Here is a 13,243-nt window from a genome sequence, read left to right on the forward strand (position 1 = left end):
GAGTTCGTCGGCTGCGTCAGATGTGTATAAGAGACAGCTCCCCCCACGGTGCCCCGCCAGGCCCCGTCGCCCGAATCCCGGTCCGACGAGCCCGCCGTTTCACGTGAAACAACGTCGGTTCCTGTGCTCCCGGCGCGGGGGCGGCGGCCCTGGCCACGGATGGCGCTCGCCGCCGCTGGGGCCCTGGTGGCGCTGGGGTTGGGCACCATCCTGACCCAGTCCCTGGTGACCGGCGCGGGACACGGCGGCGACTCCGGTCTCGCCGACGCCGAGATGGACGCGCCTGCCGAGTTCGCGTCGCAGCCGCTGGAGGACCAGGTCAGGGAACTCCTCGCCGAGACCGAGGAGGCTCCGGGAACCCTCTCCAGCCTGGAGGGTGCCGCGGCGGACGAGTCCGCCGCGTCGCCGGAGAGCTCCCCGGAGGACGACGCCGGCGGCGACGCGGCCACGGACGAATACCCGCTGGAAACGCAGTCCAGCCCGCCGGCGTCCCAGGAGGAGGGGGAGCTGGTGGCCCAGGTGCCCTCGTGCGTCGAGGACGCCATCGGCCGTCGGGAGGCTCCCCTGGCCGCCGAGGCGGAGGACTACGGCGGCGTGGACGCCTACCTGGTGGTCTTCCGCCACGCGGCCGACCCCGAGCAGGTAGACGCCTATGTGGTGGACGCCGACTGTGTCAGCGCCACCCCGCCGGCATCCGGCGAGATACTGGCTCAGCGGAGCTACCCGCTGGAATAGCCCCGGCTCTTCCTGCCGGGAATGTCTGGGACCCTAGGATCCGTTACTGGACTGAGGGTCTTCACCGGACCCCGGCCGTCCCATCCGAGACAAGGAAGATTCCCGTGAGCGACGTCCGCAACGTGATCATCATCGGCTCCGGACCTGCGGGCTATACCGCCGCGCTCTACACCGCACGCGCCTCGCTCAACCCGCTCGTCTTCGAGGGGGCGGTCACCGCGGGCGGCGCCCTGATGAACACCACCGAGGTGGAGAACTTCCCGGGGTTCCGCGACGGCATCATGGGTCCCGACCTGATGGACAACATGCGGGCCCAGGCCGAGCGCTTCGGCGCCGAGCTGGTCCCCGACGACGTGGTGGCGGTCGACCTTAGCGGGGAGATCAAGAAGGTCACCGACACCGCCGGGAAGGTCCACGAGGCGCGGGCGGTCATCGTGACCACCGGCTCGCAGCACCGCAAGCTCGGTCTGGACAACGAGGACGCCCTCTCCGGTCGCGGCGTCTCCTACTGCGCGACCTGTGACGGCTTCTTCTTCCGCGAGCAGGACATCGCCGTGATCGGCGGCGGCGACACCGCCATGGAGGAGGCCACCTTCCTCAGCCGCTTCGCCCGCACGGTCACCATCGTGCACCGCCGGGACACCCTGCGCGCCTCCAAGGCCATGCAGGAGCGTGCCTTCGCCGACCCCAAGATCAAGTTCATCTGGGACAGCGAGGTCGCCGAGATCCAGGGCACCGACGGCAAGCTCTCCGGGCTGACCCTCCGCAACACCCGCACCGGCGAGACCTCCGCGCTTCCGGTCACCGGCCTCTTCGTCGCCATCGGCCACGACCCGCGGGTGGAGCTGTTCAAGGGGCAGCTGGACCTCGACCCCGAGGGCTACGTCCGGGTCGAGTCGCCCACCACCCGGACCAACATCCCCGGCGTCTTCGCCGCCGGCGACGTCGTGGACCACAGCTACCGCCAGGCCATCACCGCCGCCGGCACCGGCTGCTCCGCCGCACTCGACGCCGAACGCTACCTGGCCGCCCTGGCCGACGCCGAGAACATCACGTCGGACGTCCAGGTCTGACCTCCGCCCACCACACGCCATCAGACAACAGGCCCCCACCCAGCAGAACGAAAGCTAAGGAGAACAGCCATGGCCGGTGCCACCGTGACCGCCACTGACGCCGACTTTGAGGAGAAGGTCCTCAAGAGCGACAAGCCGGTGCTGGTCGACTTCTGGGCCGAATGGTGCGGTCCCTGCCGCCAGGTCGCCCCGGCCCTGGAGGCGATCGCCGCCGAGAACGCCGAGAAGATCACCGTGGTCAAGCTCAACATCGACGAGAACCCGACGACCGCCGCTCGCTACGGGATCATGTCCATCCCGACGATGAACGTCTACCAGAACGGTGACGTCGTGAAGACCATCGTCGGCGCCAAGCCGAAGGCCGCGATCGAGCGCGACCTCAGCGAGTTCATCTAATCCAGTAGGGCATCCCGTCGACGGCCAGAGGGCCGGCGCGTTTCACGTGAAACGCGCCGGCCCTCTGCCATGTCCGCTCAGCGTCGACCCGACGGGCGTCAGGACGGATGGAATGCCGGTCTGGCCTTGGTGCCGGCCAGCAGCCGATCCAGCGCCTGTTCCATATCGCTCCGCCAGGAGACCGTCCGCCGGAGTTCGAGTCGCAACCGCGGAAAGGCCGGGTGGTCCCGTGTCACCTCGAAGCCGACCGCCAGCAGGTACTCGGCCGGGAGCACGCAGCGCGGCTCCTCCCAGCGAGCGTCGCCGAACGCCTCGATCGCCCGAATTCCCCGGCCCAACAGGTCCTTCGCCATCGACTGCATCAGGATCCGGCCCAGCCCCTGCTGCTGAAAGCCCGGCTCGATCCGGGCGGTCACCAGCTGGGCCGCGTCGCGGGACACCGGGCTGGTGGGGAAGGCCGTGGCTCCCGGGACATAGGCCGGCGGCGCGTAGAGCACATAGCCGACCGGCCGCCGGTCGACACAGACGAGACGACCGCAGGAGCCCCACTCCTCCAGCACGGTCGAGATCCAGGTCTTCTTCTCCGACTCCGACTGGCCGGCCCGCTCCGCTGACCGGCCGCTGACCGGGTCCAACTCCCAGAAGACACAGCCCCGGCAAGCGGACGGCAGGTCGGCGAGGTTGTCCAGCGTGAGCGGCACAAGCTGACGCCCCATGGATCCCATCGTATCCATGGGGCGTCAGGCGCGATCGGGCAACCGTGACGGCGGCGGCGTCAGCCGGCCGCCTCGGTCTCCTTCTCGGTGTCCGGCGCGTCAGCCCGGATCTGATCCAGCACCGGCCCCTCACCCGGGGCGAGCTGGCCGAGGATGCGCTCCAGATCCTCCATCGAGGCGAACTCGACGACGATTTTTCCCTTCTTCTGGCCCAGGTCGACCTTTACCCGGGTCTCGAAGCGGTCCGAGAGCCGGGTCGCCAGGGAGTCCAGAGCGGGGGCGATCCGGCGGCCGGCACGTGGCTTCCGAGGACGGGCGCCGTTCTTGAGGGCCGATCCCTGGAGCATGACGATCTCCTCGATCGCCCGCACCGAGAGCCCCTCCGCGACGATGCGCTGGGCCAGCCGCTCCTGCTCCTCCGCGTCCTCCACGGACAGCAGAGCGCGGGCATGGCCGGCCGAGAGCACTCCTGCGGCCACCCGCTGCTGCACGCGCGGGGAGAGCCGGAGGAGCCGCAGAGTGTTGGAGACCTGAGGTCGGGACCGGCCGATCCGGTCGGCCAACTCGTCATGGGTGCACTTGAAGTCCCGCAGCAACTGGTCGTAGGCGTAGGCCTCTTCCAGCGGATTGAGCTGCACCCGATGCAGGTTCTCCAGCAGGGCATCGAGGAGCATCTTGTCGTCCTCGGTGGCCCGGACGATCGCCGGAATCACCTCGAGCCCGGCCTTCGTGCAGGCCCGGAAGCGCCGCTCGCCCATGATGAGCTCAAAGCGCTCCGGCTCCAACTGCCGCACCACGATCGGCTGGAGCAGACCCACCTCCTTGATGGAGGTGACCAACTCGGCCAGCGCGTCGTCGTCGAAGTCCTTCCGCGGCTGGCGCGGGTTGCGCGTAATGGCACCCAGCGGCAGCTCGGCGAAGAAGGCTCCGGCCACCTCCGCACCGACTCCGGCGGCAACGGCCTCGGCCACCGAACCCGGCTCCGCCGTTTCACGTGAAACGGCGTTCTGCCCCTCGCCGACGATGAACTCCTGGCCCGTCGGAACGGCCAGCCCACGTTCCGGGCTCAGCGACGGCACCGCACCGGGCGATGTCGAGGCGCCAGGCTTCGCCTCGACATCGTCGGCGCCCCTGGGGGCCGCCGGAATCAGGGCGTTGAGCCCACGGCCAAGGCCCCTGCGTCGTTCGCTCACTGTGTCCCCTCCACCGGGCCGCGCTGCTCCTGCTGCGGCAGTACATGCTGAGACGTCACGCCCCGAAGGGCGATTTCGCGGGCCGCTTCCAGATAGGAGAGCGATCCGCTGGATCCCGGGTCATAGGTCAGAACTGTCTGCCCATAACTGGGTGCCTCCGAGATCCGCACCGACCGCGGGATGTTGGTCCGCAACACCTCGCTGCCGAAGTGGCTCCGGACCTCGTCGGCGACCTGTGAGGCGAGCCGGGTCCGCCCGTCGTACATCGTGAGGAGAATGGTCGAGACATGCAGCTCCGGGTTGAGATGGCCGCGCACCAACTCGACGTTGCGCAACAGCTGCCCCAGCCCCTCCAACGCGTAGTACTCGCACTGGATCGGAATGACCACCTCGGCGCCGGCGACCAGCGCGTTGACCGTCAGCAGCCCCAGTGACGGCGGGCAGTCGATGAAGACATAGTCCAACGGCTGTTCATAGGAACTGATCGCGCGCAGGAGCCGGCTCTCACGGGCCACCACCGAGACCAGCTCGATCTCGGCGCCCGCCAGGTCGATGGTCGCGGGCGCGCAGAACAACCCCTCGATGTCGCGCACCGGCTGGACCACCTCGGCGAGCGGCTTGCCCTCGATCAGCACGTCGTAGATGGACGGCACCTCGGCGTGGTGGTCGATCCCGAGCGCGGTGGAAGCGTTGCCCTGGGGATCCAGGTCGATCACCAGGACACGGGCGCCATGCAGGGCCAACGACGCCGCGAGGTTCACCGTGGTGGTGGTCTTGCCGACACCCCCCTTCTGGTTGGCGACGACCATGACCCGCGTCTGCTCCGGCCGGGGCAGACTGCCACCGGCGCGATACATGGCCTCGACCGCCTGCTGGGCTGCCCTACCGGGCACGACCCCCGCGGGAGGCGGCGCACTGGGGGCGATGTCCACCGCACCCCCGGGGGCGTCCGCCGATTCGGATCGAGGGCCGGGCACGGGATCGGCCGTCGGTCCCGCGATATTGGCGTCGGACCGCAATGGTTCACTCTCCTCGACACGCGCAGCCTTCGTGAGATCAAAGCCTGCCATGTCTTGGGGGGTACGAACCACCGAGGCGTGCTTACTTGTGGATAGCTGGCCCTCTGTGGATCCCCGCGCCCCACGTGTGGGTGATGGGCGGGGGGTACGGCGGTCACGCGGCTCGGCGGCCGCACGTCCACGATTGATGATTCCTTGGAGCAGCGAGCGGCGTTTCACGTGAAACACGATGCCCAGGGCCGCCAGGAGGCGGACGGACGACACTCCGCCTCAGGGATATATTCCGCTCTTTAGTCGGCGCAACGGGTGAGGGCCGGGGCGCCCTGTCGGCACCCCGGCCCTCGTCCTGGCCCTCGTCGAATCCGAAGACCGATCGTTCTCGTCAGCGCGGCCCGCGCGGCCCCCGGCCGGCTCGCCGGGCGGCCTTCGCCCGCTTGGCGGCGAACCGCACCCCACCCGGGCTCTCACCGACCTCCACCCGGACCACGGTGGACGCGGGGTCCACCAGGCCGGCGCCCACCTGGACGACCTCGCTGCGGACGACACCGAGCTTGCCCAGCGCTGCCCGCGCGCTCTTGAGCTCCTGCTCCGCCGTGTCGCCCTTCAGCGCCAGCATCTCGCCGTAGGGACGCAGCAGGGGAACCCCCCAGCCGGCCAGCCGGTCCAGCGGCGCCACCGCACGCGCGGTGACCACATGGACCGGGGGCAGGGTGTTCAGGACCTCCTCGGCCCGACCGCGCACCACGGTCACCTGCTCCTCGAGCCCCAGCAGCTCCACCACCTCCTGGAGGAAGGTGGTGCGGCGCAGCAGCGGCTCCAGCAGGGTGATCCGCAGATCGGGCCGGACCAGCGCCAGCGGGATGCCCGGCAGCCCCGCACCGGACCCCACGTCGCAGACGGACACGCCGGCCGGGACGACCTCGGAGAGCACCGCGCAGTTCAGCAGGTGGCGCTCCCAGATCCTGGGGACCTCACGCGGGCCGATCAGCCCGCGCCGGACGCCCGTGTCGGCAAGCAGTTCGGCGTAACGCACGGCATCCGGCAGCCGCTCCTCGAAGATCGTGTCGGCCACCTCGGGGGGAGGTTTCAGGCCCGACCCGAGGTCATCGGGGAGAAGCCCGTCGGAAGCGTCCTCGCTCACGGCAGAACGACCACGCGACGCTGCGGTTCCTCGCCCTCGGACTCGCTGCGCAGCCCGGCCGCCGCGACCGCGTCATGCACCACCTTGCGCTCGAAGGGCGTCATCGGCTTGAGCTTGACCGGCTCGCCGCTGTCCCGCACCTGCTGCACCGTCTCCTGGGCCAGGGAGGTCAGCTTCTCGCGCTTCCGGGCCCGGTGCCCCGCGATGTCCAGCATCAGCCGGCTGCGCTCGCCGGTCTCCCGGAGCACGGCGAGCCGCGTCAGCTCCTGCAGGGCCTCCAGCACCTCACCGTCCCGGCCGACCAGCTTCTGCAGATCACGGGCGGATCCATCGGCGACCACCGAGACGGCGGCCCGGTCCCCCTCGACGTCCATGTCGATGTCACCGTCGAGGTCCGCGATGTCGAGCAGCCCCTCGAGGTAGTCCGCCGCGATCTCGCCCTCCTGCTCAAGGCGGGTGAGGATATCGGCGTCCTCCTGGGGAGCTGCCGATGCGGTGGAGGTGGTGTCCGTCACGGGTGGGGCTCCTTCGTCACTTCTTGCTGTTGGCGGACGGCTTGCTGGGCTTGCCCGGCTGGGACTTCTTGGACTGCTGCCGCCGCGGTTGCTGGCCCTGTGGCTTCTGCGTCTGTGGCTTTTCGGCCTGCGGCTTCTCGACCTGCCCCGGCTGCTGCTGGCCGCCGCCCGACTGGCGCTGCGCCTTGCTCTGCCGCTTCGGCTGGCTACGAGCGGCGCGCGCGGCCTCGGCGGCCTTCTTCGTGTCCGTCTCCACCGGCTCCTCGGCCAGCTTGCCCTTCTTGCGGAGGCGCTCCTGGCGCTGCTTGAAGGCGAGGCTGCCCGGGGTGGGGTTCCGCGCGATCACGTACATCTGCTGGCCCATGGTCCAGACGTTGGTGGTCAACCAGTAGATCAGGACGCCGACCGGGAAGTTGATGCCGAAGACGGCGAAGATGATCGGGAAGATGTACATCAACATCTTCTGCTGGTTCATGTACGGCGTCTTGACGTCGAGGTTCATGTTCTTCGTCATCAGCTGGCGCTGGGTGAAGAACTGCGACGCCGACATGAGGACGATCATGATGATCGTGACGGTGCGCACCGTGCCGAGGGAGGCGCCGAGCTCGGCGACGTCGCGCGCACTGTCCATGAACCGGGACGCGATCGGGGCCCCGAAGATCGTGGCCGACCTGGCGCTCTCCACCTGCGACTGGGTGAGGACGCCGACCGTCTGGTTGTTCGCGATGTGGCTCAGCGTCTGGAAGAGCGCGATGAAGAAGGGCGACTGCGCGAGGATCGGCAGACAGCTGGACAACGGGTTGGTGCCCGTGTCCCGGTACAGCTTCATCATCTCTTCGGACTGACGCTGCCGGTCGTTCTTGTAGCGCTCCTGGATCTTCTTCATCTGTGGCTGGAGCGCCTGCATGTTCCGGGTCGACTTGATCTGCTTGACGAACAGCGGGATCAGGGCGATCCGGATCACGATCACCAGAGAGACGATCGACAGACCCCAGGCCCAGCCGCTGTCCTCGTCGAAGACCAGGCTGTACAGCTTGTGAAACTGGACGATGATCCAGGACACAGCGATATAGAGGGGACTGAGGATCGTATTGATCGTGTCCACAGGTCAGGCTCCTTGGGCATGATTGGGGGCACCCCCGGGCGAGGCGTGGGTAAGAGTCCTGTTGTGCCGCAGGCGGTCACGCAGCCGCCGGTGCCACACCGGACGCTTCCGGGGAGGAACGTGATCGACTCCACCGAGCGACCAGGGGTTGCAGCGCAGGATGCGCCACACGGTCAGGGCCGTCCCCTTGATCGCACCGTGCCTGTCGATGGCGCTGTACCCGTAGTGAGAGCATGACGGGTAGTAACGACATACCGGCCCGAGCAGCGGGCTGATGGTCCACTGGTACAGCTTGATCAGCAGCAGCAGCGGGTACTTCAAGGCCGTACCCCTCCCAGCAGCCGCTCCAGCGCGGCATCGAGGTCCCGGGCCAGCTGATCGTAGGTAGCACCGTCCGCACCAGGCAGGGCCCGCACGACAACCAGGCTACCGGGGGGCAACCCGGACAGCCGATCGCGCACGAGATGCCGCAGCCGCCGTTTGACACGGTTGCGGGTCACAGCATTGCCCACGGCCTTGCTCACGACGAAACCCGCACGCGGCGGCAGAGGAGTCTCTGCCGCCGGGTGCGGGTCATTACCGCTGCTCAGATGGACGACGAGGTGCGGGCGCCCGGCCCGGCGCCCTCGGCGCACCGCGGTCCCGAAGTCGTCGCGCCGCCTCAGCCGGTTCTCGGAGGGCAGCACCGCATCGACCTGTGGTCGGTCAGCTCAGGCTGACAGACGGGCGCGGCCCTTGGTGCGGCGGCTGGCGATGATGGCGCGGCCGGCACGCGTCCGCATCCGCAGCCGGAAGCCGTGGGTCTTGGCCCGGCGCCGGTTGTTCGGCTGGAAAGTGCGCTTGCTCACTCGGGGGCTCCAGAAGATCTTCGGTGCTCGGCACGCCGGCCGAGACAGGAGGTGGTCCGCCGACAGCTGTCACCGTGCGCCCACGAGAGCTCGCAACGCCCGAGTCAGCTGCCAGCGCAACGCATCGGGGAGGCTCACCTCTGAGGAGGTGGCCATCAAAGGCAGGCGGCAGCAGCTGTCGACGACTCGACCTGGCAACGGTACGCGCGAGGCGTGCCGCAGGTCAAACCCGGACGGCCCATACTTGTACACACCCTGTGGACAACGACTTGATGTGCGCGCGCCGCGCTGACTACCGTGACTGAACTCGGAATCCTTTCCCGATTCCCTCTGTCCAATCGCACCCGCCCAACCGTCCCAGAATCGCAGCACAGCACACCCACGGGCGCCCGCCAAAGCCAGCGCCACCCCTGCGAGTGAGAGAGCGTGCCTCGTGGCTGACCTTCCTGCAGATCTTGCCGTGGTCTGGCCTCGCGCGCTCACCGCGATGCTCTCGGACGACCAGCGGCTGGAGCCCAAGGACCACCGCTGGCTACAGGACTGTCAGCCGCTCGCCCTGGTCTCGGGCACCGCGCTCCTCGGGGCGCCGAACGAGTACGCAAAGAGCGTGCTCGAGGGCCGGCTCAGTCCCCTGATCCGTGAGGTGCTCAGCCACGAGTGCGGCCAGCCCGTCGGGCTGGCCGTCACCGTGACGGCTCCGCCCCCGGTGCCCCAGCCGCGCGCGGAGCCCGTCGAGCTGCCGCCGGCGCCCCAGCCGCTCCACGATCCGTACCACTCCGGCGACGGATACCCCGGGCACGAGCGGCCGGCGGCCAGGCCCGCCTACCCCGACCATCCGCGCGCGCCCCGCCCGGCCGAGCGGCCGATGAGCTGGCAGCAGCCCACGGGTGGGTATCCCTACGCCCGTCAGGAGACGTACGAGGCGCCCGAGCCCGAGCACCGGTACGGGCCGCCGGGCGTCGGCGGCCCGGTCGGCAGGCCCGTGGTCCCCGACCAGGGGGGCCCGCGGCCGGTCGGTGGCCCGCCCGGCGGGCGGCCGCCGGCTCCCGCCACGTCCGGCGGAGCACCCGAGCCGACCGCGCGGCTGAACCCGAAGTACCTCTTCGACACCTTCGTCATCGGCGCCTCCAACCGCTTCGCGCACGCGGCCGCGGTGGCGGTGGCCGAGGCGCCAGCGAAGGCGTACAACCCGCTCTTCATCTACGGCGAGTCCGGCCTGGGCAAGACGCACCTGCTGCACGCCATCGGCCACTACGCCCGCAGCCTCTACCCGGGGACCCGGGTGCGGTACGTGAGCTCGGAGGAGTTCACCAACGAGTTCATCAACTCCATCCGGGACGGCAAGGCGGACGCGTTCCGCAAGCGCTACCGGGACATGGACATCCTGCTGGTCGACGACATCCAGTTCCTGGCCAGCAAGGAGTCCACCCAGGAGGAGTTCTTCCACACCTTCAACACCCTGCACAACGCCAACAAGCAGATCGTGCTCTCCTCCGACCGGCCGCCCAAGCAGCTGATCACCCTGGAGGACCGGCTCCGCAACCGCTTCGAGTGGGGCCTGATCACCGACGTCCAGCCGCCCGAGCTGGAGACCCGGATCGCGATCCTCCGCAAGAAGGCCGTGCAGGAACAGCTCAACGCCCCGCCCGAGGTGCTGGAGTTCATCGCCTCCCGGATCTCGCGCAACATCCGCGAGCTGGAGGGGGCGCTGATCCGGGTCACGGCCTTCGCCAGCCTCAACCGGCAGCCGGTGGACCTGGGCCTCGCCGAGATCGTTCTCAAGGACCTGATCCCGGGCGGCGAGCACGCCACCCCGGAGATCACCATCGACATCATCGTCTCGGCCGTCGCGGAGTACTTCGGGCTCACGGTCGACGACCTGGTCGGCTCGTCCCGCAGCCGGATCCTGGTCACCGCGCGGCAGATCGCCATGTACCTGTGCCGGGAGCTGACCGACCTGTCGCTCCCCAAGATCGGCCAGTACTTCGGCGGGCGCGACCACACGACGGTCATGCACGCGGACCGGAAGATCCGCTCCCTGATGGCCGAGCGGCGGCCCATCTTCAACCAGGTCACCGAGCTCACCAACCGCATCAAGAACGGCGGCTGACCCACCAGCCCCACCCGCACCGGCACGGCGCCCCCGAGGAGGTCCTCGGGGGCGCCGTTCGATTACCGCCCGGCAACCGGGAGTTGTCCACAGATTCGCCGGACATGCGTCGTCCACACCCTGTGCGTGGCGGGAGTTGTCCAGAACGCTGTCCACAGGCCCCGGCGAGAGATGACAAGTTCGCAGGTCAGCAGGGTGTGGAAATGTGGAGATCGCTTGTCCACAGACTGTGGACAAGCTCTCGGGCGGCGAACGGCCCGCAGGCGTTGTCCACCGCGACACCTCGATGATCCACAGCGAAGGGGCGGTTGTGCACAGGCAATCCACAGCTTTGTCCACTGTTCGGCAACACAACGCGCGGTCTCACCGGCAAGAGTGAATCAGCTCACACTGGAGTGGACCGGAGCCTGTTGAGAACTCGGCGGAACCTGGGGACGGAGCGGTGGATAACCCGGCCCTCGCTGTGGATCGCCTGTGGAGGACCGCGCTTCGTCCACAGGAACCCCCGCTTCATCCACCGCTCCACCCACAGGCGATGTGGACAAAAACCAGCTGCTGAGCTGGGAAAACGAGGTTATCCACCGTATCCACAGGCCCTACTACTACGACTACACAGTTAGAGGGCGAGACTCGTTTCGAAGTGGGTGCTGTGGACAGGCGAGCCCGGAGACGCCATACCCATCCGGAGTCGATTTGACTCACCGAAGCCCCTACTGTCAGTGGGGTGCGCCAGACTGGACCCCTGACGGGAGGCCGGCGGGGCGCACGGCACGAAGACAGCGGGAGGCGGCTGAAGTGAAGATCCGGGTGGAACGCGACGTGCTCGCCGAGGCGGTGGCCTGGGCCGCCCGTAGCCTGCCGGCCCGGCCGCCGGTCCCGGTGCTCGCGGGCCTGCTGCTGAAGGCCGAGGAGGGCGCGCTGAGCCTCTCCGGCTTCGACTACGAGGTGTCGGCCCGGGTCTCGGTCGAGGTCGACATCGAGGACGAGGGCACCGTCCTCGTCTCCGGCCGACTGCTCGCCGACATCTGCCGCGCGCTGCCGAACCGCCCGGTGGAGATCTCCTCCGACGGCGTCCGGGTGAGCGTGGTCTGCGGCTCCTCGCGGTTCACGCTCCACACGCTGCCGGTCGAGGAGTACCCGTCGCTCCCCCAGATGCCGAACGCCACCGGCACGGTGCCGGGCGAGGTGTTCGCGTCCGCCGTCTCCCAGGTGGCCATCGCGGCCGGCCGGGACGACACGCTCCCGGTGCTCACCGGCGTGCGGATCGAGATCGAGGGCGACACCGTCACCCTGGCCTCCACCGACCGCTACCGGTTCGCGGTCCGGGAGTTCCTCTGGAAGCCGGAGGTCGCGGACGTCTCGGCGGTCGCCCTGGTCCCGGCCAAGACACTGCTCGACACGGCGAAGTCGCTCAGCAGCGGCGACACCGTGTCGCTGGCGCTCGCCGGCTCCGGCTCGGGCGAGGGCCTGATCGGCTTCGAGGGCGCGGGCCGGCGCACGACCACCCGGCTGCTCGAGGGCGACCTCCCCAAGTACCGGACGCTGTTCCCGACCGAGTTCAACTCGGTGGCCGTGATCGAGACCGCGCCGTTCGTCGAGGCCGTCAAGCGCGTGGCGCTGGTCGCCGAGCGGAACACCCCGGTCCGGCTGAGCTTCGAGCAGGGCGTGCTCACCCTGGAGGCCGGCTCGAGCGACGACGCACAGGCTGTGGAGCGGGTGGACGCCAAGCTGGAGGGCGACGACATCTCGATCGCCTTCAACCCGGGCTTCCTGCTCGAGGGCCTGAGCGCCATCGACTCCCCGGTCGCCCAGCTCTCCTTCACGACCTCCACCAAGCCGGCCCTGCTGAGCGGCCGCCCGGCGGCCGACGCGGAGGCGGACGAGGCGTACAAGTACCTGATCATGCCGGTTCGCCTGAGCGGCTGAGCCGACCGGACGGCGCGACGGGCCTGGCGGCCCGTCCGCCGGGGCGCCGCGCTGGCTGCCCGACGGCGGCTGGTGCGGCCCGCGGCACCGTGGCGGGCCGCCCCGTGGCGGGCCGCCAGGCCCGCTCCCGGGGCCGTCCACAGCCTGTGGGCCGTAGCGTGGGCCGGGATCCCCCTCAGCCCCTCGCGCCTCCGGCACGGACCGCTGAGCGCCTGCGGCGCGGCAGCGACGAACCGTGGCCGGCCGCCAGCCGGGCGGCCCACATCCCAGGCCGGCGGCGCGCCTCAGGGCGCCACCCGCCCGCTCCGCGGCAGCGGTGGGTTCGCGTCCGGCCGCCGGCCAAGGGCACGCGTACCCGGCGCTCCGCGCCATCGCCGTCCACGCCCCGCGTGCCGCACGCCCCACCGCCCTCGGCGGTGGATGCGACAGGGCCCGGGGGCCCTCCTGAGGGGGCACGTCGCGGGGG

The 13,243-nt window shown here is 69.7% G+C and carries 14 protein-coding genes; 5 read left to right on the top strand and 9 right to left on the bottom strand.

Going from position 1 to position 13,243, the window contains the following annotated elements:
* The first annotated feature begins 159 nt into the window (after nt 1-159).
* The 3 genes from E1283_RS19260 to trxA all read left to right on the top strand — a co-directional run bounded on the left by E1283_RS19260 (nt 160) and on the right by trxA (nt 2,204).
* The gene (locus E1283_RS19260) at nt 160-735 is read left to right on the top strand and encodes a hypothetical protein (RefSeq protein ID WP_132819331.1); all 576 of its coding nucleotides are present in this window, start codon (nt 160-162) and stop codon (nt 733-735) included.
* 104 nt (nt 736-839) lie between these two features.
* Nucleotides 840-1,808, top strand: a complete 969-nt coding sequence (gene trxB / locus E1283_RS19265; RefSeq protein ID WP_132819332.1) for a thioredoxin-disulfide reductase — start codon at nt 840-842, stop codon at nt 1,806-1,808.
* A gap of 69 nt (nt 1,809-1,877) precedes the next feature.
* Nucleotides 1,878-2,204 carry a thioredoxin gene (gene trxA / locus E1283_RS19270; RefSeq protein ID WP_132819333.1) on the top strand — a complete coding sequence of 109 codons (327 nt, stop codon included), beginning with the start codon at nt 1,878-1,880 and terminating at the stop codon, nt 2,202-2,204.
* A gap of 98 nt (nt 2,205-2,302) precedes the next feature.
* On the opposite strand, the gene E1283_RS19275 is transcribed toward trxA, so the two are convergent.
* The 9 genes from E1283_RS19275 to rpmH all read right to left on the bottom strand — a co-directional run bounded on the left by E1283_RS19275 (nt 2,303) and on the right by rpmH (nt 8,741).
* The gene (locus E1283_RS19275) at nt 2,303-2,920 is read right to left on the bottom strand and encodes a GNAT family N-acetyltransferase (protein WP_132819334.1); all 618 of its coding nucleotides are present in this window, start codon (nt 2,918-2,920) and stop codon (nt 2,303-2,305) included.
* A gap of 59 nt (nt 2,921-2,979) precedes the next feature.
* A complete protein-coding gene (locus tag E1283_RS19280; protein WP_132819335.1) occupies nt 2,980-4,113 on the bottom strand; it encodes a ParB/RepB/Spo0J family partition protein in 1,134 nt (377 codons plus the stop codon).
* Nucleotides 4,110-5,183: a ParA family protein gene (locus E1283_RS19285; protein ID WP_132819336.1), complete on the bottom strand. Its 1,074-nt coding sequence runs from the start codon at nt 5,181-5,183 to the stop codon at nt 4,110-4,112. Before E1283_RS19285 ends, E1283_RS19280 begins: the two co-directional genes overlap by 4 nt.
* 331 nt (nt 5,184-5,514) lie before the next feature.
* A complete protein-coding gene (gene rsmG / locus E1283_RS19290) occupies nt 5,515-6,204 on the bottom strand; it encodes a 16S rRNA (guanine(527)-N(7))-methyltransferase RsmG (RefSeq protein ID WP_243744948.1) in 690 nt (229 codons plus the stop codon).
* A 65-nt stretch (nt 6,205-6,269) separates the two neighbouring features.
* Complete coding sequence (locus E1283_RS19295) at nt 6,270-6,788, bottom strand: Jag family protein (RefSeq protein ID WP_132819338.1); 519 nt, start codon at nt 6,786-6,788, stop codon at nt 6,270-6,272.
* 16 nt (nt 6,789-6,804) lie between these two features.
* The gene (gene yidC / locus E1283_RS19300; RefSeq protein WP_132819344.1) at nt 6,805-7,884 is read right to left on the bottom strand and encodes a membrane protein insertase YidC; all 1,080 of its coding nucleotides are present in this window, start codon (nt 7,882-7,884) and stop codon (nt 6,805-6,807) included.
* 12 nt (nt 7,885-7,896) lie between these two features.
* Nucleotides 7,897-8,214: a membrane protein insertion efficiency factor YidD gene (gene yidD / locus E1283_RS19305; RefSeq protein WP_132819339.1), complete on the bottom strand. Its 318-nt coding sequence runs from the start codon at nt 8,212-8,214 to the stop codon at nt 7,897-7,899.
* Nucleotides 8,211-8,579: a ribonuclease P protein component gene (rnpA, locus tag E1283_RS19310; protein ID WP_132819340.1), complete on the bottom strand. Its 369-nt coding sequence runs from the start codon at nt 8,577-8,579 to the stop codon at nt 8,211-8,213. Before rnpA ends, yidD begins: the two co-directional genes overlap by 4 nt.
* A 24-nt stretch (nt 8,580-8,603) precedes the next feature.
* A complete protein-coding gene (gene rpmH, locus E1283_RS19315; protein ID WP_132819341.1) occupies nt 8,604-8,741 on the bottom strand; it encodes a 50S ribosomal protein L34 in 138 nt (45 codons plus the stop codon).
* A gap of 433 nt (nt 8,742-9,174) precedes the next feature.
* Here rpmH and dnaA point away from each other — a divergent pair, with 433 nt between their 5' ends.
* Together dnaA and dnaN are read left to right on the top strand one after the other, a co-directional pair.
* On the top strand, nt 9,175-10,851 hold the full coding sequence (gene dnaA, locus E1283_RS19320; protein ID WP_132819342.1) for a chromosomal replication initiator protein DnaA: 1,677 nt from the start codon (nt 9,175-9,177) through the stop codon (nt 10,849-10,851).
* A gap of 795 nt (nt 10,852-11,646) precedes the next feature.
* Nucleotides 11,647-12,777 carry a DNA polymerase III subunit beta gene (gene dnaN / locus E1283_RS19325; RefSeq protein ID WP_132819343.1) on the top strand — a complete coding sequence of 377 codons (1,131 nt, stop codon included), beginning with the start codon at nt 11,647-11,649 and terminating at the stop codon, nt 12,775-12,777.
* The last annotated feature ends 466 nt before the right edge of the window (nt 12,778-13,243 follow it).

This window comes from Streptomyces hainanensis, assembly GCF_004348415.1.
GTDB classification, from domain to species: domain Bacteria; phylum Actinomycetota; class Actinomycetes; order Streptomycetales; family Streptomycetaceae; genus Streptomyces; species Streptomyces hainanensis.